Here is a 20088-nt window from a genome sequence, read left to right on the forward strand (position 1 = left end):
GCACCGCACCTCGCCGCGTTGTCGAGGCACCCGAGGACGTCCAGTACTCGGGAGCCTCTCCGCCTTGCGATGCACGGCACCGGACGACGCGGGCTCGACCGGCAAGATCCGAAAGAGACGGCCTAGGCTGTCCGCACGGACCGGCGTCAAGGAGCGGCACAGTGCGGATAGAGCGTCACCAGGTGGGCGAGACGGTTGTTTCGGCGGCGCGCGAGGACTTCGCGGACCGGATCGGCGGACAGGTCCGATCCATGTCGAAGGCCGGTCGGATGGGCACCTACGCATGGCAGTCGATCGCCGAGGAGTTTCACGACTACCTGGGCGCCCTCTCCGTCGAGACGCCCGGGCTCGACACTCCGGAGGCCCGGGCCGCTCTCAAGGACGCCGCCGAGGCCGCGGCCGGCGCCGTCTCCTACGCGGCGTACCACCCGCACTGCGAGTTCCAGGTCTTCCTCGACTACGTGAACTTCGGCATGAGCTACGGCCCGGGTGACCGGGACGATGCCGAGGAGAGCGTCACCTCTGGCGAGTGGATCGACGCGTTCTGCCTCGCGCTCCTGAGGGACAAGGCCCAGTGGCACGGTGAGGCCTTCCACTTCGCCCGGCAGAAATTCGCGGAACAGGCGCAGGGAAGCCCTGCCGGCGAGCTCGTCACGGGGTTCATGGCCGAGGTCCTCGACGACACCGGAGACGATGGGGACTACCCGCCGAGCCCGCAGGCGAAGCTGGCAGCCATCGACGCCGCGCTGGCCCGCATCGGCAGCCGAGCCCGGGAGAGCGGCGAACGCCTCCTGGATCGGCCGGACAGTGTGGCGCTGAGGACCCTGCGCGCCGTGGCCGCCGAGGATCGGGAGGGCTTCGACTCCGGACTGGCCGCCCTTCTGCTCGCACACAGCACCGTCAACAGCCCCGCCGCCTCACCGAGCAGTCTCCTCCCGCTCCTGCCGCTCGGTCTGGCCGCGCTCGCGTACCGGACCCGGGGTTGGATGCCGGCTCTCCACACCGATTACCTGCCGCACGCCCTGGTCACCAACTTCGAGGCGCGCGGCCCGAGGGTGAAGGGCTTGGGCGTCGACCGGCGGCCGGACGCGGTCGCCTCGCTCGCGGCAGGCCCACTGGTGGTGGCGCGACCGCCCGGCGGACAGCCCCGGAGCCCGGAGATCGAGGCCAGTTGGGACCGCAACACCCGGGAAGCCCTGATCCCTGAGGCGGGAAAGCCCCTCTCCGCATCGCGGCTCGACAGTGCCCTGCGCTACCAGCAACTCCTCTTCAAGTGGCGCGCGGGGCATTCGGCCGACGTGACGGACGCCCAGCTCGCGAACCTCCGGCTGGCCTCCCGGCTGGGGGCGGCCGTGTTCCGCCTTGCCCTGGCGGAGCCGGGTACCGAGGTCGAGGTGAGCCTCGACGACCGGAAACAGCGCTGCCTTGCCGCGCGGGGCGAGGCCGCGGGCGCCGGCAACTGGGCGAACGCCGTTGCCTTCGCCCTGATCACGGGCGTACGCGAGGATCTCGCCCCCATGGTCCTTGCCGGCCCCACGATCGCCGGGAAGGACGGCTCGGCGTTCGCCTCGTATCGCGAGGCCCTCCACGCCTACTTGACGGGTGTCGATCCCGAGTCGGCGGCGGAGCGGGCGCTGCGCGGGGCCGAGCAGGCCACGGAGTGGGGTTTCTTCCCGCCGCCCGCCGTACTGCTGTCGCAGCTCGTGGAGGGCGACGAGGAGAGTTTCAACCTGGCCTTGGCCGATGCCCTCGAAGCCCACCGCGACCACTACCAGGTCGCGGACCGCGCCGACACCATCGACGTCGCGATCGACCTCGACGTGCTGGCCTTGGCCTGCCACGCCCGACGCAGGGGCTGGGAGATACGCGTCGAGTCCCCCTATCTGCCGCAGCGGCTCCTCAGAGCCGCTCGCCCTCTCCAGGTCCCCCGGCCGTGAATCCGGTTCAACGCCCAGAGGGGTTCCCCCGGCAGGGGCCCGAAGCGCGCCTCGGAGCGCGCCGGCCACTTTCTGGCGGAGGAATCGCCGGGCCGGCTGTCGGCCCGCGGGCGGCCGGAAGTGGTCGGGCCCTGCCGTCATCCGACTCGGGCACCTCGCAACCGGGGCGTCACACGGGAGGCACCAGCGCATGAATGCACCGTCATCACCAAGCGGAGCGGCCCGAACTGACGGATCGCCCGTCCGCATCGGTGCTCTCGTTCCGCTCGGTCGGCCTGGCTGGATCGAGGCGGGCAGACACCTGCTCGCCGGAATGGAGTTGGCCGTTCGCGAAGTCAATGACGCGGGCGGGATCGTCGGGAAGCCCGTCGAGTTGGTGGTCCGAGACACCGCTGCCGATCCGCAGAGGGCCGCGACGGCAGTGGACGAGTTGGAGCGCTTGGGCGTGGCTGCCGTGGCGGGCGAGTACCACAGCGTCGTCGCTCGCGCCGCTGCCGCCAGGGCCGACGCACTCGGCGTACCGTTCCTCTGCTCGTCGGCGGTACTCGACTCGCTCACCGAACGGCCGACGGAATGGGTCGCGCGCCTCGCCCCGGCGCAGTCGCACGGCTGGCAGGTCTACGCCGACTTCCTCCTCGACGCGGGCCACCGCCACATCGCCTTGGCAGCCCAGCCGAGTGTCTACTGGGCATCCGGGGCCCGCATTCTGCGGGACCACCTCGCACCACGGGGCGGCACCGTCGTCGAATTCGACATGAACGCGCTCACCCCCGCGGCGCTGTGCGACGCGCTCGTCGACCATCGTGCGACAGCCCTCCTCCTTCTGGTGGGCCACCCGGAGCCCGCGGTGTCGATCGTCAAGGCCGTCCGCCACGACCGGCGCCTCGCCGAGGTTCTGATCGGCGCTCCGGCCGGGCAACCGGAGTTCGCCGAATGGGCGACGTCGCTGGGCGGCGACAGCGCCGCGATCCCGTTCTTGCGCTACCTGCCCGAACGCCTCGGCCCACTCGGAGCGCGAGTCGAGACGGCCCTGCGCGAGCGACTGGCCGAAGCACCCTCCTTCGTCGCCTTCGAGGGCTACGACACGATCATCGCCCTCGCCGCCGTGCTGCGTTCTCGCGGCACGGGACGGCCGCGCATTGCCGAATCCTGGCCGAGCGTCGAGGTGGAAGGCACCCGCGGGCAGATCCGGTTCTCCCGGGTGCCGGGCATCGGTGTGTGGCAATGGGCTTGGGCGCCGGTGCAGGTCGTTGATCGGGATCCGGCGGCACCGGACCGCTTTCGGATCCTTCACTCAGGCTGAGAGCGCCCGCTCCGTTCGGTCCGACAGCGCGGATCTGCCCGTACTCGCGGCCGCACACCCGACCTCCTGCCCCCCTGTCCACCGGCCCGCATCTCTCCATACGGGCTGCCGGCCTCGCAAGGTGGCCCGCCCAACGACCCGGTCAAGGCCACAACCACACCCACGAGTGCCGCGACGCCGCCCGTTCTTGGGCGGTGCGCGCGATGCGAGTCGCTTCCGCGGCCAGGACTCGCTGCCACGCGGAGCCGGCGTGCAGCCGCGCCGCCCGCGCCCCTCCACCAGCTCGTCCTCGTGGACGGGGATGAAGTCCTGTTCGCCCCCCTCCGGGATGTGATCAGAACAGGGCCTCCTGCCCCGGGACGGTGTCCGGCTCGGGCTGGTGCTGCCTGTCGAGGAGTGTGAGCAGCTCGGAAGCCGGGGCGCGAACGCCCCGACCGCCATCTCGGCCACCGGGCATCGAGGTGCTTGTGCCGGCTGGCCGGCGGATCGCACGGCTCGCCTCACTTGCCTCATGCGGCGGGGCGCTTGCTGTTCGGGCCGCGGCGGTCCGGTTGATCGGGGCCTCATCGAGTGATGCGTGGGAGTTCGACATGGCTGAACCCTGCCCTCAGGCGGGGCATCTGATGCGGCCGGCCGGTACGGGCGGGAGCGTTGGGTGTGGGGGGTGGGGGGGGTTGGGGGCACGGGGGGGGGTAGCGGTTCGGCGGGCGTTGGGGTCGAGGACGTCCTCGGGGTCCGTGCCTGCCGCGCGAGTTCGGGTCGATGTCCATGGCGCCCTCACCCCCGACGGAGTGCCGGTGGTTCCGATCGGGCCGCGCGGCGATCAGAAGGGATCGATCGACACTTGGCCGGTGGAGGCCGCGCAGACGTCCCAACGGTCCCCGGTGCGGCGCAGGTCCAGCACCACCGCGACACGGCCGCCGGCGCCCGGGGTGAGGTCCACGTTGACCGAGGCATCGTCGGCGCTCGCGGTGGAGGACACGATGTGGTGCTCGAACGTCGTCGCGAGGGAGTGCAGGACGGCCGCAGGATCCCCCGCACCGTCCGGACAGCGGCCTTCCGGAGCGGTGGCCGGTACGCGATCTCCGTTGCCCACCGCGTCGAGGTACTCGTCCACCGCCCGGTGCAACGGACTCGACCCCACGACACCGGTCCCCGTGAACACCACCGCCATGACGATCCCGGCCACGAGCACTGGCAGCCCCGCCGCGAGTGCCGGCAGCAGCACTCCCCTCCTCCTGCCTTCCCGCACGATCCCGCCCTTCCGCCCACCGCGAGGGTTTGGGCCCCGGTTTGGCACGTCGCCGATGTAGAGAAGGGACGCAGCACGTGCGGCGGCCGTTCCACGATCCGCGCCGGGCGGTTCGTGGAACGGCCGCCGCAAGCCGCCGGACCGGTCGCGCATCCGCCTGCGCGAAGCCCCGCCATCCGGCCCCGCAGTCCTGTGGTTCCGTTGGTTGCCGCGGCCCCGGTTGAGTCTCCCGTCGGGGGAGACAGCAAGCTGGGGGCATGGACAGCGACACGCTCTTCTCCATCGGAGAGCTATCCCGCCGAACCGGTCTGACGGTGAAGACCATCCGGTTCTATTCCGACAAGGGCATCGTCCCGCCGACCGACCGGAGCCCGGCGGGATACCGCCTCTTCGGCCTCGACGCACTCGCACGCCTGGACCTGGTCCGCACGCTGCGCGATCTCGGGCTCGACCTGGCGACCGTGCGCAAGGTACTGGACCGGGAAGCCTCCGTACCGGAGGTCATGGAAGCACACGCCACCGCCCTGGACGTGCGGATCCGCACGCTGCGTCTCCGTCGGGCAGTACTCCGCGCGGTCGCCCAACGCGCCCCCACCACCATGGAGATGGACCTCATGCGTCAACTCGCCACACTCTCCCACGCCGAACAACAGCGACTCGTGGCCGACTTCATCGACAGCGCCTTCGAAGGCCTCTACACCAATCCCGAGTTCGTGACCCTGATGCGATCCGCCGTGCCCGAGCTGCCCGACGATCCCACGCCCGAACAGGTCGAGGCCTGGGTGGAGCTCGCCGGACTCTGCCAGAACGCGGACTTCCATGACACGCTGCGCAGGATGGCTGAGGACCAGGCGGACGAGCCCTCCCGACGGGACGTCATCGCTCTGCACTCCGCTCTCAACCGGGCGATGGGTGAACGAATCGACGAGGCCGTGGCCGCCGGCCTCCTTCCGACCTCCGCCAGAGGCGAGTCCCTTGCCGACTCACTGGGCAACCTCTACGCGCACGCATTCGAGCGTGCCGACGAAAGCGATCTGTGCCGCTGGCTCCTCGCCCGCCTGCGGACAACCGAAGATCCCCAGGCAGAGCGCTACTGGCAGCTCCTGGCAACGATCAACGGGTGGCCGGCGTCACCCACGCTCGCTCCGGTCCACTCCTGGTTCACCAGCGCCTTCGCCAACGGCGATGTCGTCATCACGAGGGGCTGACGCGTTGAAGGCGCGCGACCTCGCGTTCGGCTTGTACGCGAACGAGCAGGGGCTGGCATGGGTCAGGAAGCTCGTCGAGGACGCGGTGGGTTCCCGCAGCGCCCGGGTCATCGGTGAGACCGTCGCCGAATCACTTCCCGGGAACGAGCTGTCGACCGCCGACATGTACGACCATCTGGCGGAGCAATGGGCCGTGGAACATCCCGGCCAGGACAGCGGTTCCCGACAACTGATCGAGCTGCGCGTCGACTTGGCGTGTTCCCTCCGGACGTGGCGGGCGATCCGCAAGACAGTGATCGACGGTTTGTGTCCGGAGGGAACGGCCCCCACACCTGTCGTGTGCCGTGGATGGCTGCCTGAGGGGGCATCCGGCCGCCTGCCACCCAACCGACTTCCGACCGAACCGAATTCGAGACCGACGGCTCCGCGGAATCGATACTTCGGACGCGGACGTCCCGCCTCCCCGGAACGGCTGCGGCCCGGGCCGTCCCCGGGGCATGCTCGCAGCCCACACCGAGGAGGTACAACGTGGAGAACCGACTCAGGCGCCGAATGGGCGGGCTTGCCGTGGCAGGTCTCCTGTTGGCCGGCGCGGGCGCGATGCAGGCGCCGGCCTCGGCGGCCGGACTCTCGTACGTCTGGCAGAACGACGCCAACGGCTGGGTGGCCATCTACAGCGCGCCCAACACCGGCACCACCCCGCACCACTGGTCGAAGAGCGGCACCAAGTTCGCCATGAACTGCTGGCTGGACAATCAGGGTCAGCGCTGGTTCTGGGGCCAGATCTACGACACGGGCAGTTGGAAGTACGTCCGCGCCTCCCAGGTCCGCGACCAGATATCCGTACGCGCCTGCTGACCCGCCCGTCCCCGCCTCGCCCCGGCCCCGGCCGGGGCGTGACAGCTCGCGGCGGCCGGGGAGGACGCGTGCCTGGCTTGCCGGTCACCGCGATGACAGTCGAGGTTCCGACCGAGGAGTTCATCGGAATCCTTGAGGGCATCGCGGCCGGACTCGATGCCGGCCAAAGCGGGAGCCGGCGCCCGGCGTCGCCGCGGGTCAGGCAGGATCCGGAAGAGACGGCCTAGTCCGGGGGCTCGACGGAGGCGCCCTCCGTGGGGCCGCCGCTCTTGGGAACGTCGGCAGGACGTTCGTCTCCCGGTCCTGCGCCCTTCTTCTCGTGCTGCGCGCCGACGGCACCCTCCAGATCAGGAGCCTCAGGGCCGGTCGGAGGCAGGTTGGGGGTCAGGCTCTCCTTCCCGTGTTCCGGGACGGGAGCGGGCAGTTCGGGGTCCTGGCCGTTACGTTGCTTCATGCCGTCCGCCTACCCACAGAGCCACCTCTGACGCGGGTACGCGGTACGAGTCCCGCCCGTCAGGGACTTCCCGGTGGCGGAGAGGCCGAGATCTCCGATCCGACACGCACGGTCACACACAGCGCCCGGCTCACACGCGGAGCGACAGCCCGCTTCCTCGGGTGCGCGGCCCCCGGGGTACACGGGACCTGCCGACGCAGCCAACCGGATGACGTGTCCCTTCCCGGGGAACGGGAACCACGGCCGGGGAGCCTGCCTGGCTACGGTGGTTCCAGCCGACTGCTTGCGACCACGCCCCTGGAGATCCTCCGTGCCCGTACCCCTCGGCGAGAACGTGGTGGCGCTGCTGCGTCGCCCCAGCACGTGCTACATCGCGACGACGATGCCCGACGGCTCGCCCCAGCTCACGCAGACGTGGGTCGACACCGATGGCGAGCACGTCCTGATCAACAGCGTCGAGTCACACCAGAAGACCCGGAACATCGCACGTGACCCGCGGGTGGCCGTCGCGGTCGCCGACCCCGCGCAGCCCGCCTCCTACGTCCAGATTCGCGGCCGTGTGGTGCGCGTGACCACCGAGGGGGCGGTCGCGCACATCGAGGCCCTCGCCCAGAAGTACCTCGGAGGCCCCTATCCCTGGTACGGCGGCACCGACCAGGTCCGTGTGATCTACGTGATCCGACCGGACCGCATCAGCTCCCCGACGGCCTGACACCGGGCAGGCGCGTTCCGCGGGATCCGGCGGGGTCCGCGGGTGGTGGGAGAATGGCATGACCAGGACGCGTGTCTCTGGCGTCCTTCCCTATCAGGACAGCAGGTCAGGTCATGGCCAAGCAGCCGAAGCCGTCCCAGCCCACGCACGGCGAGGGGCCCAGCCGGTTCGAGGGAACCAAGCAGCACGGCTGGTCACCGGATGTGGACGAGACCGGGCAGCAGGACAACCCGAGCGCTCATCGCTCCTTCCACCCGGACAAGTACGCTCCCGCCAAGGGCCCCGGCCGAACCGTCTCGAAGGAAGAGGCCGGCAACCCCCACGGCGAGCCCTCCAGGAGTCAGGGCCGCCGAGGCGAGGAGCAGAAGACGGGCGCGGGCGAGAAGGGAATGCACGACCGTGGCCCGCGGGGCCGTTCCCAGCGCCCCAGCGGAACCAAGGACGCCTCCGCCACCACCGGCGTCGACCCCCAGGACCCGCCCGGCCCTCGCAGCGCCGGGTAGCGACGAGCTCGTCCTGGACGCCCCCAGGGTCTTCCGGGCGGCTTCCCCCCGGATCGGCAAGGTCGGAGAAGCCTCATGACGGACATCGAGCACGGATCCGTCGACAGCAGGCGGCGGGCACCGCGGCTGCAGAACCACGGCGGCACCGTGGATGATCACGGACGCGAGCCGGGTTCACCTTCGAGAACGGGAACGGGATCGTCCTCCCCGCCGGCCGACCCCGAGCGAGCGCGCCGCGCCAATACGAGGAAGGCCCGGGACGAAGACGGCGATCGGTGAACGGCGAACGGCGAACGGCGAACGGCGAACGGCGCCTGATGTTGGTGCCGGCTGGTGCCGCACGCAAGGACGACACCGCTCCGCCCGACGCGGAGCGGCGGCGAGGCGGCGAGGCGGCGCGGTCAGCCCACGGTCGGCTGTTGTCCCTCCAGGTGGTGAGAGGCCAAGGCGGCCAGATCGTCGGCGAAACCGCCGCGGGCGCGGCCTCGGACTCGTGCCGAGGTGAGGACCGGGCAGGCCGCCGTGGTCAGGACGCGGTGCCCGGCGTGCTTCAGGGCGTCGACCAGCGCGTGGTCCTCGCCGACGCCGAGCGGCGGGAAGCCGCCGACGGAGAGGTACGCCTGCGCGGTGACACCGAGGTTGGCTCCGTGCACATGGGGGTGGCGCCACTCCCCGTCGGACGGTCGGGTCACCTCGTACCGGGTTCGGAGGCGCTCAGCCAGGGGTGACGCGTGCGGGAGCGTCACCGTGCCCACGACCGCCTCCCAGCCCTCGCGGGCGCGGTCGAGCTGGTGGACCAGCCAGTCCGCGGGCACTTCACTGTCGGCGTCGGTGGTGGCGATCCACGCGTGTGACGCCGACCGGCCGAGCTCCCGCAGGGCTCGGCGGACACCGACGGCACGCGCCTGGCCCGGGTTGCGGAAGCTGCCGGTGACGACGGTGGCACCGGCTTCGCGTGCGAGGTACGCGGTGTCGTCGCGGCAGTGGTCCGCGACGACCACGGTGAGGACCCTCAGGCGGCGGAGGGCCGGGTGCAGGGTGGCCGTGCGGACGGCTGCGAGCGCGGCCGGCAGGAGAGCCTCCTCGTCATGGGCGGGGATCACGACCGCCAGGGCTTCAGGCAGCACGGTTTCGAGGGCCACGGTTTCGTGGGCCACGGTTTCGTGGGCCACGGTTTCGAGGTTCACGCCAGAGCTCACACCAGGCCTTCCTGCTCGGCGGGTGTCGCCGGTCGGCTGCCGTCCGGGAGGAGGCGGTGGTGGATCTGGAGGACGAAGTCCTCTTCGCGGTGGTCGGCCAACAGTCGCAGGCCCGGGGTCTCGGCCAGGCCTCGGGCGATGTCGCTCCCGGTGGAGAGGTGCTCGGATACGGCGTGGTTCCAGTGGGCGCTCACCAGGGTTCCGCCGGGTTCCAGCGCCGCGAGGACGTGGTCCAGCAGGGTTCGTACCGTCGGCGGGTCGAGGTAGTAGAGCAGCTCGGACAGGACGACCAGGTCGAAGGTTCCTTCGGGCCACTGGGCGGGGACGGTCATCTGCCGGATGTCCACGTGCGCGTGTCCGCTGTTGCGCCGACGGGCGGTCTCGACGGCCGCTGCCACCCGGTCGCAGGCGAGGATCCTGTCGCAGCGGGCTGCCAGGCGGTGGGTCAGTTCCCCGACGGAGCAGGCGGGTTCGAAGGCCCTGCGGTAGCGCTCCTGTGGCAGGGCGGCGACGGTGAGGTCGTACTTGCGGCGCTCGTACCAGCGTTCGGCGAGGTGCCAGGGGTCCTCGGCGTGTCGGTACATGTCGTCGAAGTACGACGCCGGGGTGGGCTGAGCGGTCACGTGAAGAACACCTCGATGTCGCGCAGGTGGTGGGCGAGTTCCTCGGGCGGCAGGACGGCCGCGTCGGCCGGGTCCGGTCCCAGGGGTGCGATCTGGCTGACGAAGTGCTGAACGGCTCGTCGCTTGAGTGCCGCTGTCGCGGGAGGGAGACGGACGGCCGCGGCTGCCGTCCAGGGCACGCGGGGGTCGCCCGGTCGGGCCCAGTGCCACATCCATACCGGGTACGTCCAACAGGGCACGGACGCGGCACGGGACGCCTTCAGCGCGGCTCGCCCGGCTGCCTCGTGGTCGCCGTGCACGTCGTCCGTCCACGGTGCCAGGCACAGTCGGGCGTCTTCGAGGAGCGCCTCCAGCGCGGCGGCGACCTCGTCCTCGTGGAACGCCAGCCGGGTGTCCGCCACCTTGAGGCGGACCACCCGGGCGTCCGGTGCGCCCAGGGATTCGAGAGCCCGGCGCAGTTCTTCGGCCCGGATGGCCGCCAGTTGGTCCGGTGTGACGCGGGTGCTGCCGGGGTGGGAGCCCTCGCCGTCGGTGATCGTCACCACGGTGAGGGCGAGACCGGCCCGTGCGAGGAGGGCGATGGTGCCGCCGGCTCCCAACACTTCGTCGTCGGGGTGGGCTGCCACGATGACGACCCGGCCCCGCTCCGGCAAGGGTGCCTCGGGCAGGGCGGCGAGGCCGTTCCAGTCGCGCCATTCCCGCTCCGGCGTACCGGGGGCCTGAATCGGGTCGGCGGGCGGCGCCTGCTCGGGTGGTGTGTCCGTCACCGCTGCCCCGCTCGGGCGACGAGGCCGCCCAGCTCCGCCAGGTCGCGTTCGCCGTGGTGTTGGCGGATGTAGACGGCGAGGTCCGTGGCGTGTCGTGTGTGGGACGGATCGTGGCACAGCGGTTCGGCGCCGGTGGCCCGGCCGACGTGGGTCAGGACGTCGGCGCAGACCGATTCGACGAAGGCTCGCACGCGCAGGCTTCGCTGCCGGCCCGTGCCCTCGGCGTCGGCGGGGTCGCCGTCGATCTCGGTCGCTGCCCGGGCCAGGACGGCCGCGGCGGCGTGCAGGCGCATGTCGACGGCCCCCAGGTGGGCGTCCGTGAGCGGGTCCGGGCCGCGCCGGGCCGCCGTACGGGTGAGGACGTCCGCGACGGCCCGGGCGCCGCCGTACCAGCAGGCCGCGACCCCGATGCCGCCGTGCTGGAAGCCGGGCCGGTCCACGTAGGCCTCCACGCCGCCGACCGGTACCGCGGGCACGTCCTCGAACGCGACGTCGGCGCTGTCGCTGGCCGCCATGCCCAGCGCCTGCCACGTACCCTCCACCGCCCGGCACCCGCCATCTCGCGCGTCCTGCCCCTCCCCCGTCGCTCCGGTGGTGACGGCGAAGAGGCGGCGGCCGTCATCCGCCGTGGCCGTCACCAGGGCGTGTGTGCAGCCGTGCGCTCCCGAGCAGTACCGCTTGAGTCCGTTCAGCACCCAGCCGCGGTCGCTCCGGGATGCGGTGAGTCCCTGTCCTCGGGGTTCGGCGGCCCACACGCCCCAGCGCTCCTGGGGCCCCACGGCCGGTCCCCCGAGCTCCGCGAGGATCGCCACCGCGTCCGCGTGTCCCTCCACCAGCCGGGCCAGTGAAAGATCACGTTCCGCCACCGAGGCCAACGACCGGAACCGGTCGGCCGTCCGGCCCGCTCCCGGCAGCGGAAGGTCCAGCTCGCCCGCCGCGATGTCGGCGACGCAGGCCGTGAAGTCCGCCGCGCTCTCCCTGCGGACCTCCTCCATCCAGGCCTCCCGGCCCGGGCCGTGGGAGGCTCGCGCGCTCGAACGGGCTCCGTGTGCGGTGCCTTGCATCTGCGGTGCTCCTTACCCAGGGGCGTCGGGCGCCGGGCAGATCACCCAGGTCGGCCCTTCACACGCCTTGCTGCGGATGCCCGTGGTCCGCCACACGATGCGCGTCGGAACCGCGGCGTGGGACGAAGCCGGCCCCGGGACGATCGAGACGTCTCCCATCTTGAACAGCGGGCGAGCGGCACGCATCACGGCGCGGCCCTCACCGTCCGTACGATCCCCGCCCCACGAGCGGGGGGAGGAAGCCGACAGGGAACCCCTTGAGGCATACGGGCGTACGGGCATACGGGCGTACGGGTGGGCGGGCGTACACGTGGGCGGGCGTACGGGCGTATCCGAGATGCCGGAGTCCGGTGGAGGGGAAAGGGTGGCACGGGGACCAGGGTCCGGGACCCGTCGGCACCGGCGTCCGGCGCGTGAGGCAAGAGGAGAAACCACGCCATGGCTCAGAAGAAGACCACGAAGGCCGCCGCGAAGAAGCCCGCGGCGGCCAAGGGCGCGTCCGGCAGGCAGTCGAAGCGCAGCGGCATTCCGGGAAGGCCGGCGCCACAGCCGCCGTCGGCCACCGAGCCGACCAGGCCCCGTGAGCCCCTGCCTCCGAAACCGGACCAGGACGGCCCGGACACGCTCAGCCCCACGGGGCAGCCGACCGGCGTGCCCCAGGCCGTGGTGGCGCAGGGCGGCGCCTACCTGACGACGGCGCAGGGGGCCCGGCCGTACGACAGCGACCACTCCCTCAAGGCGGGTGCGCGGGGTCCGGTCCTGCTGCAGGACCACCACCTGCGGGAGAAGATCACCCACTTCGACCACGAGCGGATCCCCGAGCGGGTGGTGCACGCCCGGGGCGCGGCGGCGCACGGCGTCTTCCAGGGGTACGGCACAGCGGCGAAGGTCACCAAGGCGGCGTTCCTGGCGAAGGGGGTCAAGACGCCCGTGTTCGTGCGGTTCTCCACCGTCCTCGGTTCGCGGGGCTCGGCGGACACGGTGCGGGACACGCGTGGCTTCGCGACGAAGTTCTACACCGGCGAGGGCACCTTCGACCTGGTGGGGAACAACATCCCGGTGTTCTTCATCCAGGACTCGATCAAGTTCCCGGACGTCATCCACGCCGGGAAGCCGCATCCGGATCGGGAGATCCCGCAGGCGCAGAGCGCGCACGACACGTTCTGGGACTTCGTGTCCCTGCACACCGAGGCGACGCACCACACCATCTGGAACATGTCCGACCGCGCCATCCCGCGTTCGTTCCGGATGATGGAGGGCTTCGGCGTCCACACGTTCCGCCTGGTCGGCTCCAAGGGCGCCACGACCTTGGTGAAGTTCCACTGGAAGCCGAAGCTGGGCGTCCACTCCCTGGTCTGGGAGGAAGCACAGATCACCAACGGGATGGACCCGGACTTCCATCGACGGGACCTGGCCGACGCGATCGAGGCGGGCGCGTTCCCCCAGTGGGAGCTCGGCATCCAGGCCTTCCCCGACACCCCGGACCAGACCTTCGAGGGGATCGACCTGCTCGACCCCACCAAGATCGTGCCGGAGGAGATCGCGCCGATCCAGCCCATCGGACTGATGACGTTGAACGCGAACCCGACCAACTACTTCGCCGAGACCGAGCAGGTCGCGTTCCACCCCGGCCACCTGGTTCCCGGGATCGACGTCACCGACGACCCGCTGCTCGCCGGACGGCTCTTCTCCTACCTCGACACACAGATCAGTCGGCTCGGCGGACCGAACTTCGGGCAGATCCCGATCAACCGGCCGCACGCCCCCGTCAACGACATGCTCCGCGACGGCATGCACCAGACCGCCGTCCACGCGGGCGTCGCACCGTACCGGCCCAACAGCCTCGACGGAGGATGCCCCTTCCTCGCCGGAGCCGACACGGGCGCCTTCGTCGAAACGCCCGTCACCGTCCCCGAGGCGAGCAAGGTCCGTGAGGCACCCGCCTCGTTCGCCGACCACTTCAGCCAGCCGCGGCTCTTCTGGCTGAGCATGACGCCGACCGAACGCGAACACATCATCGCCGCCTACACCTTCGAGCTGAACAAGTGCCACGAGCAGGTGATCAAGGAACGCGCCTTGGGTGTCCTGGCCAACATCGACCCGCAGCTCTGCGAAGAGGTCGCCGCCGGGCTCGGGCTCCCCGCACCGAAGGCCACGGAGCCCCTGACCGATCCCCGCCCGAGCCCGGCCCTGTCGCAGCTCGGCCGGGAGTGGCCGCTCGACGGCAGGGTCATCGGTATCGTCGCGGACTCCGGCAGCGACCTCGCGGGAGTGAGGACCGTACGGGACGCCGTGCTGTCCGCCGGGATGGTGCCCCTCGTGATCGCCCCCACCGGCGGCACCCTGGGCACGAAGAAGAACCCGGTCACGGTGCAGCGCACCTTCGCCACCGCCCGCTCCGTCGAGTTCGACGCCCTGCTGTTCGCGGGAGTGCCCCGGGCGGCCGCCGACGCTCACGGCGCCCGGGACGCCAAGGCCGGTTCACCTCGCCCGGGCAGCCCCGACCCCCGGGTCCTGATGCTGCTGACCGAGGCGTACCGCCACGGCAAGGCCATCGGCGGATGGAAGGGTGCCTCCCGGATCCTCGACGCCGTCGGGATCGGCACGGACGAGCCGGGCATCGCCTTCCACGGCACCCCCTCGGCCACGCTGAAGCAGCTCAAGCGGGCCATGGCGCAGCACCGGGCCTGGGACCGGTTCCCCGTCGCCGACTGAGCCCGGCCCCTACCCCGCGTCATCCCGCGTCTGGGTCCCGGCGGCCAGGAGCATGCGCGCTCCGGTCCGTACGGTGTCCCAGTCGGTGCCCGGATCGCGATCCCGCGCGCGCCGCAGCCAGGTCGCCCGGTCACGGTGCTCACGGCGCAACTGCTCCGCGTCACCTCGTACACCGGGCGGCGGTCCGGACTTCTCCAGTTCGCCGATGCGTTCGTCCATGGCGGCCAACAGCGCCCGGTCCAGTTCGGCCACCGCCCCGAGGAACTCGTCGGTCGGCACGGTCACCCGACCCGTTCGCGGTCCGGCGAACTCGATCACGCCCTCCGGGTCCGCCCGGTGCTCCCAGGCGACGGTCACGGTGTCCTCCGCACCGACGACGGTGCGCCAGAGGCGGATGGTCGGGGCGACGCGCAGGTAGTCGGTGTACAGGTAGCCCTCGCCGTGCCAGGTCAGTGCGGCGTCGGCCTCCGGCGCATCGATCCACGTCCAGTTCGGCGAGATGTCGGCCGCGACGTCCACCAGGTCGTGGGGCACCGGTTCCATCGCCCCCGACACGAGCGCGATCACGTCCTCCCACAGGCGGACGACGAAGTAGTCCACGTACGGGTGTGCTCGGTCGTCGGCTCTGTCGTGTCGGAGTTCGCGGACAGTGCGCTCGGAGTAACGCAGCACCTCATGGCCGTCGATGTCGACGCAGTACCAGCCGGCGGTCAGCCCGAACCAGTGCAGTTCGGGCTGGGCACCCCACGGCTTGACCTGGTCCAACGGAGTCAGTCCGAAGCGGAAGCGAATCGCGGAATCAGTGTGGATCACCTGTCCAGTGTCCCCGTGCGATCCCCTTGCCGGCGCTGCGGCCTCCCCCGGTGGGCTCGCCGTCCGGCGGGAGGCTTGCCGTCCGGCGGGAGAGTGGAGCGGGCGAACGCGCGCCGGGGTGCTCGTCGCCGAGGGGAGCGCGTGGTGGGCGGGGGTCAGTGGGTCTGGTGGACCGTCTGACTGTTGAGTTCGTAGCGGGCTCCGATCACGGCCAGTTCACCCGAGGCGACTTTCGCCGCGAGGGTGGGCTCGGCGGCGACGCGGGAGCGGACCCGTCGCACGTTCGCCGTGATGGTCGCGTCCACGCGGGCCGCTCCCCGCAGGCCGCGGTCGATCGCCGGACGGATCTGGTCGACCAGGTACTGCATGTGGCCGGCGAGGCTCTCGCCGGCCTCGGCCGCGTGAATGGCGGCGGTGACCGCCCCGCACGACTGGTGCCCCAGCACGACGACGAGCGGAATGGCCAGCTCCAGAACGCCGTAGGTGATGCTGGCCAGGACCGCCTCGTCGAGGACGGAGCCGGCCGAACGGACGGTCAGCAGGTCGCCGAGGCCCTGGTCGAAGACCAGCTCCGGCGGAACGCGGGAGTCGACGCAGCCCAGGACCACGGCGAAGGGATGCTGTCCGGCCACCAGGGTCTGTCGCACGGCCCGCGTCCGGTCGGGGTGGCTCTCGTGGAGCGTGCGCCAGCGGACATTGCCCGCCATGAGCTCCCGCAACGCCGACTGGGGGGTCGCGGGCCGCAGGCGCGCCGCGCCGGCCCGGGCGGGGGTCGAGTCCGTGGAGGAATCGGCGACAGCCCCCACGGTCCCGGCCGCCACGGCCGCCGCTCCTGTCAACGCCGCACGGACGACCCCGCGCCGGCCCGGGCTTGCGTTCGACTCCTCGATTCCGGCCATATCGGAGAACGGTAGGACTGTCGCCGCCTGTGCGCGGGTGCGGCACGAGGGCCGGATCGCTCTTGAAGAAGACTTGATCAATCGGCGGGCACCGGCCGGTTGCGGCCGAGCTGGTGATCGGTACCGCAGTCTCGGCGGCCGACGCGCCGGGGGCCCGAAGCGCAGCGGTCCAAACGCGCCGGGACTCCCCTGGTCGGGGCGGACGGTGAATTCGACGAGCATGGGACGAAGCTCCTGCTCGCCGGCACTCACTCGCGGTACGCCGGTACTCATTCGCGGTACGCGGCCCTCGCGATGTCGATGAACGAGCGGATCAACGGGTTGGGGTCGCCGTCGTTCCCCGCCGCGACCACTCGGCTCGGCGCCATGTCGACCGGTTGATGCCGATGGTGAGGGTCGCGGCGCCGGCCGCCCCGACCGCGCGGACGCGAAGGCGGTCGGCCTGGTCGAGCAGGGCCCGCGCTTCGTCGAGGAGCACCGCCCCCACCGGCGTGAGGGTGACGCCGACAGGAGAACGGACGAACAGCGGCCGGATCGCCCACGCACGCCCACGTGCCGATTCCGGTCGCCCGCCCCGAGACGACGGGGCACCTCCCCCGTGCCGTGACCACGAAGGGCCATCATGACCATCGCCTACTGGATCCTCGCCGAACCGCTCGCGGCCGTCGGGTTCGTGCTCCTGCAGATCGGCGCGATCACCATGCACCTGACCGGCGGAGACGGTCAGGTCGCGCTCAACGTCGTGCGCGTCATCACGGCGGCCGCGACCGTCCGGCCTGCCATGAGTTGGCTGCGATCGAGAAGAGCCCTCGTCCGGCGCAGGTGCCGCTCGCGGGGCCGGCTCGGCGAGGGGGTTCCCGGTAGCCTGCCCGCATGACCCGAGAACTGCCCCCCGGCGGCGTGGAGATCACCGAAGCCGAGGCCGGTGCCCGGTGGGCGAGGGCGTGGAGCCCCGCGGAGGTGACGGCCCGTCTGGCAGGCGTGTCGGTCCCCTGGTACGTGGCCGGCGGCTGGGCCGTCGACCTGTTCACGGGCGAGCAGACCCGCGAGCACGGTGACCTCGAGATCGCCGTACCGGCCGCCCGGTTCCCCGAAATCCGGTCACGGTTCCCCGAGTTCGCCTTCGATGTGGTGGCGTCGGGCCGCGTTTGGGAGCTCACGCCGGAGGTTTCGGAGCTCACCCATCAGACCTGGCTGCGCGATCCGTCGACCGGCGACTACCTGGTGGACGTGTTCCGCGAGCCGCACGAGGGATCGACCTGGATCTGTCGGCGCGACCCGTCGATCCAGTTGCCGTACACCCGCGTGATCCGCCACAGCCCGGACGGCATCCCCTACCTCGCGCCGGAGCTGGTGCTCCTGTTCAAGGCCAAGGCCGCCCGCCCCAAGGACCGGCAGGACTTCGACACCGCCCTTCCGCTGCTCGACGACCCCGCGCGGCGGACCCTGGCCACCCTCCTCGGCCACGCGCATCCGGGACACGACTGGCTGGCGGACCTCCGGCCGAGCGCCCGAGAGGGCGGGCGGTCCGCCGGCACGTCACCGCCCGTGTGAAGGCACGGTCAGACGGGCTGCCACAACTCGATCCGATTGCCCTCGGGGTCGGTGACCCAGCCGAATCGACCGACCCCTTCCATCTCCTGCGCCTCTTCGGCCACGTCCGCTCCCTTGGCACGCAACTGCGCGAGCATCGCGTCCAGGTCGCGGACCCGGAAGTTGAGCATGCTCTGCTGGGCGCGGGAGCCGAAGTACTCGGTCCCGGACTCGAACGTCGCGAACACCGTCGGCCCGGCGCCCTGCTGCCAGACGCCGTTCGCATCGGCGTCCAGGCCCAGACAATCGCGGTACCACGAGCTCAGGGCCGCCGGGTCCGCGGCCCGCAGGAAATATCCACCGATTCCAAGCACACGTTCCATGCCGCCATCCTGCCAGGACACGACCGGGCGGGCAGGCACCACCGCACCGTCACCCGCCCGCCCACCCGCCCGCCCCGCCTTGAGGCAAGGGCCGGTGTTGGCTGCGGCTCGCGCCCGGGCGGGTCCTGAAGGCCGCGACAGTCACTTGGCCGCGGGTGCGTGGGCGGCCTCCGTCGCGGGTCCCGCGGCGTCCCGTGGCGTCAGCCGTTCCGGACGGGCGGCGGGAATCAGGGCGGCGACGGCCGCGGAGACCAGGGCGAGACCGCCGCCCAGCAGCAGACCGGTACGGAACCCGTTCTCGGAGGTGAGCGTGTGACCGCCGACGGTGGTGGTCATCCGCGCCAGGACGACACCGACGACGGCGGCGCCGACCGAGGTGCCCAGGGAGCGCATGAGGGTGTTGAAGCCGTTGGCGGCGCCGGTCTCCGCGAGGGGTACCGCGCCCATGATCAGGGCGGGCATGGCGCCGTAGGCGAGGGCGACACCGCTGTTCATGATCATCGCGGCGCACATCAGGCCGGGGGCCGTGCCGGACAGCAGCAGCGCGGCGCCGTAGCCCGCGGCCAGGACGAGCGCCCCGCAGACGAGGGTGACCTTCGGACCTCGGGCGTTGGTCAGCCGGCCCCCGAGGGGCGAGACGACCATCATCATCAGGCCGCCGGGAAGCATCCACAGGCCGGCCGCCAGCATGGACTGGCCCAGGCCGTAGCCGGTGGCCTCGGGGAACTGGAGCAGTTGCGGGACGACGAGCATGCTCGCGTACATGCCGAAGCCGATGAAGACCGACGCGAGGTTGGTCAGCAGGACACGCGGACGGATGGTGGTGCGCAGGTCGACCAGGGGGTCGGTGGTCCGCCACTCGAACCAGCCCCAGGCTGTCAGGACGACGACGGCGGTGACGATCAGGCCGAGGGTGGTGGGCGAGCCCCAGCCCCAGTCGGCGCCCTTGGACACGGCGAGCAGCAGGCACACCAGGCCCACGGCCAGGCCCGCCGCGCCGACGAAGTCGAAGCGCTGGCCCTTGGCGCCGGCGGGGACGTCCGGTACGAAGGCCACGATCATCACGGAGACGGCGGCGGCGAGCGCGGCGGCGCCCCAGAACAGGAAGCGCCAGTCTGCGTACTGCGCGACGGCGGCGGAGACGGGGAGCCCGATGCCGCCGCCGATTCCCATGGAGGCGCTCACCAGGGCAATGGAGGAGCTGAGCTTCTCGGCGGGAACGACGTCGCGCAGCAGGGCGATGCCCAGGGGGATCATGCCCATGCCGACGCCTTGCAGTCCGCGGCCCACGATCATCGGGACGACGCTGCTCGACAGCGCGCACACCACGGATCCGGCGATCAGCGGTATCGAGCACGCCAGGAGCATGCGGCGCTTGCCGATCATGTCGCCCAGGCGTCCGCTGATGGGGACGCACACGCCCGCGACGAGGAGGGTGGCGGTGACGACCCAGGCGGCGTTGGAGGGGGAGGTGTGAAGGATCGTCGACATGTCGGCGAGCAGGGGGGTGACCAGGGTCTGCATGACGGCAGCGGTGACCCCCGCGAGTGCGAGTGTCGCGATCACTTTGCCGGTGCGGGGAGCCGTGGGCGGCTGTGGCATGGAGGGTTCCTCGGGAGCGTAGGGCGGATGCCCGACCGGGCAGGCGTCGGGACGTGCGTGTCGCGGGGGGTGCGGTGTGGGCGCGTGCCTGATGCGGCCACCCGGCGACCGGGGGCGCGGGTGGCTGCGGGAGTCGGGGCGCGGGAACGGGGTGGCGGGTGATGGACGGGCGCACCCGGCGGGCACGCACCCTAATCAGTAGTCAACTATCACTTCAGGGCGCGCAGGGTGTCAACTCGAACTGATCGTCGACTATCGGTTGC

The 20088-nt window shown here is 71.6% G+C and carries 19 protein-coding genes and 1 pseudogene; 9 read left to right on the forward strand and 11 right to left on the reverse strand.

Annotated features, from left to right (window positions below):
- Positions 1-161 precede the first annotated feature (161 nt).
- Together ACFYW3_RS33225 and ACFYW3_RS33230 are read left to right on the forward strand one after the other, a co-directional pair.
- Positions 162-1937: an Imm49 family immunity protein gene (locus ACFYW3_RS33225; RefSeq protein ID WP_389388264.1), complete on the forward strand. Its 1776-nt coding sequence runs from the start codon at positions 162-164 to the stop codon at positions 1935-1937.
- 190 nt (positions 1938-2127) lie between these two features.
- Positions 2128-3240: an ABC transporter substrate-binding protein gene (locus ACFYW3_RS33230; protein WP_389388265.1), complete on the forward strand. Its 1113-nt coding sequence runs from the start codon at positions 2128-2130 to the stop codon at positions 3238-3240.
- 823 nt (positions 3241-4063) lie between these two features.
- Here ACFYW3_RS33230 and ACFYW3_RS33235 read toward each other — a convergent pair.
- The gene (locus tag ACFYW3_RS33235; RefSeq protein WP_389388266.1) at positions 4064-4468 is read right to left on the reverse strand and encodes a hypothetical protein; all 405 of its coding nucleotides are present in this window, start codon (positions 4466-4468) and stop codon (positions 4064-4066) included.
- A 281-nt stretch (positions 4469-4749) separates the two neighbouring features.
- On the opposite strand from ACFYW3_RS33235, the gene ACFYW3_RS33240 reads away from it, so the two are divergent.
- Together ACFYW3_RS33240 and ACFYW3_RS33245 are read left to right on the forward strand one after the other, a co-directional pair.
- Positions 4750-5700 carry a MerR family transcriptional regulator gene (locus tag ACFYW3_RS33240; protein ID WP_389388267.1) on the forward strand — a complete coding sequence of 317 codons (951 nt, stop codon included), beginning with the start codon at positions 4750-4752 and terminating at the stop codon, positions 5698-5700.
- A gap of 528 nt (positions 5701-6228) precedes the next feature.
- Positions 6229-6558: a hypothetical protein gene (locus ACFYW3_RS33245; RefSeq protein WP_389388268.1), complete on the forward strand. Its 330-nt coding sequence runs from the start codon at positions 6229-6231 to the stop codon at positions 6556-6558.
- 223 nt (positions 6559-6781) lie between these two features.
- Here ACFYW3_RS33245 and ACFYW3_RS33250 read toward each other — a convergent pair whose 3' ends face one another.
- A complete protein-coding gene (locus ACFYW3_RS33250; protein WP_351757494.1) occupies positions 6782-7012 on the reverse strand; it encodes a hypothetical protein in 231 nt (76 codons plus the stop codon).
- 310 nt (positions 7013-7322) lie between these two features.
- Between ACFYW3_RS33250 and ACFYW3_RS33255 the strand changes: the two genes are divergently transcribed.
- Together ACFYW3_RS33255 and ACFYW3_RS33260 are read left to right on the forward strand one after the other, a co-directional pair.
- Complete coding sequence (locus ACFYW3_RS33255) at positions 7323-7724, forward strand: PPOX class F420-dependent oxidoreductase (RefSeq protein ID WP_389388269.1); 402 nt, start codon at positions 7323-7325, stop codon at positions 7722-7724.
- 113 nt (positions 7725-7837) lie between these two features.
- The gene (locus ACFYW3_RS33260; protein WP_351757500.1) at positions 7838-8227 is read left to right on the forward strand and encodes a hypothetical protein; all 390 of its coding nucleotides are present in this window, start codon (positions 7838-7840) and stop codon (positions 8225-8227) included.
- Between the two features lie 401 nt (positions 8228-8628).
- Here the strand turns inward: ACFYW3_RS33260 and ACFYW3_RS33265 are convergent, their stop codons facing one another.
- The 4 genes from ACFYW3_RS33265 to ACFYW3_RS33280 are packed head-to-tail and all read right to left on the reverse strand — an operon-like array spanning position 8629 to position 11880.
- A complete protein-coding gene (locus ACFYW3_RS33265; RefSeq protein WP_389388270.1) occupies positions 8629-9426 on the reverse strand; it encodes a glycosyltransferase in 798 nt (265 codons plus the stop codon).
- Positions 9423-10010 carry a class I SAM-dependent methyltransferase gene (locus ACFYW3_RS33270; RefSeq protein WP_389388341.1) on the reverse strand — a complete coding sequence of 196 codons (588 nt, stop codon included), beginning with the start codon at positions 10008-10010 and terminating at the stop codon, positions 9423-9425. Before ACFYW3_RS33270 ends, ACFYW3_RS33265 begins: the two co-directional genes overlap by 4 nt.
- 35 nt (positions 10011-10045) lie before the next feature.
- Positions 10046-10816 (reverse strand): PIG-L deacetylase family protein, encoded by a 771-nt coding sequence (locus ACFYW3_RS33275; RefSeq protein ID WP_389388271.1) that lies wholly within the window; start codon positions 10814-10816, stop codon positions 10046-10048.
- Entirely contained in the window at positions 10813-11880 is a 1068-nt protein-coding gene (locus tag ACFYW3_RS33280; RefSeq protein ID WP_389388272.1) for an acyl-CoA dehydrogenase, read from the reverse strand. Before ACFYW3_RS33280 ends, ACFYW3_RS33275 begins: the two co-directional genes overlap by 4 nt.
- Positions 11881-12318: 438 nt before the next feature.
- Between ACFYW3_RS33280 and ACFYW3_RS33285 the strand changes: the two genes are divergently transcribed.
- On the forward strand, positions 12319-14595 hold the full coding sequence (locus tag ACFYW3_RS33285; RefSeq protein WP_389388273.1) for a catalase: 2277 nt from the start codon (positions 12319-12321) through the stop codon (positions 14593-14595).
- A 9-nt stretch (positions 14596-14604) separates the two neighbouring features.
- Here ACFYW3_RS33285 and ACFYW3_RS33290 read toward each other — a convergent pair whose 3' ends face one another.
- The 3 genes and pseudogenes from ACFYW3_RS33290 to ACFYW3_RS33300 all read right to left on the reverse strand — a co-directional run.
- A complete protein-coding gene (locus tag ACFYW3_RS33290) occupies positions 14605-15408 on the reverse strand; it encodes a DUF5984 family protein (RefSeq protein ID WP_389388274.1) in 804 nt (267 codons plus the stop codon).
- Positions 15409-15563: 155 nt separating this feature from the next.
- Entirely contained in the window at positions 15564-16307 is a 744-nt protein-coding gene (locus ACFYW3_RS33295; protein WP_389388275.1) for a carbonic anhydrase, read from the reverse strand.
- A gap of 379 nt (positions 16308-16686) precedes the next feature.
- Positions 16687-16842 (reverse strand): annotated as a pseudogene (locus ACFYW3_RS33300) (LysR family transcriptional regulator); the annotation flags it as partial.
- 87 nt (positions 16843-16929) lie between these two features.
- Here ACFYW3_RS33300 and ACFYW3_RS33305 point away from each other — a divergent pair.
- Both ACFYW3_RS33305 and ACFYW3_RS33310 read left to right on the forward strand, forming a co-directional pair.
- Complete coding sequence (locus ACFYW3_RS33305) at positions 16930-17184, forward strand: hypothetical protein (protein ID WP_389388345.1); 255 nt, start codon at positions 16930-16932, stop codon at positions 17182-17184.
- Complete coding sequence (locus tag ACFYW3_RS33310) at positions 17181-17861, forward strand: nucleotidyltransferase domain-containing protein (RefSeq protein WP_389388276.1); 681 nt, start codon at positions 17181-17183, stop codon at positions 17859-17861. The genes ACFYW3_RS33305 and ACFYW3_RS33310 overlap by 4 nt, the downstream gene beginning before the upstream one ends.
- 8 nt (positions 17862-17869) lie before the next feature.
- Here ACFYW3_RS33310 and ACFYW3_RS33315 read toward each other — a convergent pair whose 3' ends face one another.
- Both ACFYW3_RS33315 and ACFYW3_RS33320 read right to left on the reverse strand, forming a co-directional pair.
- Complete coding sequence (locus ACFYW3_RS33315; RefSeq protein ID WP_351757522.1) at positions 17870-18223, reverse strand: VOC family protein; 354 nt, start codon at positions 18221-18223, stop codon at positions 17870-17872.
- A 141-nt stretch (positions 18224-18364) separates the two neighbouring features.
- Positions 18365-19825, reverse strand: coding sequence for an MFS transporter (locus ACFYW3_RS33320; RefSeq protein ID WP_351757525.1), 1461 nt, complete (start codon positions 19823-19825; stop codon positions 18365-18367).
- Positions 19826-20088 lie beyond the last annotated feature (263 nt).

Source organism: Streptomyces sp. NPDC002602, from assembly GCF_042889445.1.
GTDB lineage: Bacteria > Actinomycetota > Actinomycetes > Streptomycetales > Streptomycetaceae > Streptomyces.

Coding starts and splice junctions, on each gene's coding strand:
- ACFYW3_RS33310 (WP_389388276.1), top strand. CDS start 17,181: ATGACCCGAGAACTGCCCCCCGGCGGCGTGGAGATCACCGAAGCCGAG.
- ACFYW3_RS33270 (WP_389388341.1), bottom strand. CDS start 10,010: ATGTACCGACACGCCGAGGACCCCTGGCACCTCGCCGAACGCTGGTAC.
- ACFYW3_RS33320 (WP_351757525.1), bottom strand. CDS start 19,825: ATGCCACAGCCGCCCACGGCTCCCCGCACCGGCAAAGTGATCGCGACA.
- ACFYW3_RS33260 (WP_351757500.1), top strand. CDS start 7,838: ATGGCCAAGCAGCCGAAGCCGTCCCAGCCCACGCACGGCGAGGGGCCC.
- ACFYW3_RS33305 (WP_389388345.1), top strand. CDS start 16,930: ATGACCATCGCCTACTGGATCCTCGCCGAACCGCTCGCGGCCGTCGGG.
- ACFYW3_RS33280 (WP_389388272.1), bottom strand. CDS start 11,880: ATGCAAGGCACCGCACACGGAGCCCGTTCGAGCGCGCGAGCCTCCCAC.
- ACFYW3_RS33240 (WP_389388267.1), top strand. CDS start 4,750: ATGGACAGCGACACGCTCTTCTCCATCGGAGAGCTATCCCGCCGAACC.
- ACFYW3_RS33285 (WP_389388273.1), top strand. CDS start 12,319: ATGGCTCAGAAGAAGACCACGAAGGCCGCCGCGAAGAAGCCCGCGGCG.
- ACFYW3_RS33230 (WP_389388265.1), top strand. CDS start 2,128: ATGAATGCACCGTCATCACCAAGCGGAGCGGCCCGAACTGACGGATCG.
- ACFYW3_RS33250 (WP_351757494.1), bottom strand. CDS start 7,012: ATGAAGCAACGTAACGGCCAGGACCCCGAACTGCCCGCTCCCGTCCCG.
- ACFYW3_RS33315 (WP_351757522.1), bottom strand. CDS start 18,223: ATGGAACGTGTGCTTGGAATCGGTGGATATTTCCTGCGGGCCGCGGAC.
- ACFYW3_RS33295 (WP_389388275.1), bottom strand. CDS start 16,307: ATGGCCGGAATCGAGGAGTCGAACGCAAGCCCGGGCCGGCGCGGGGTC.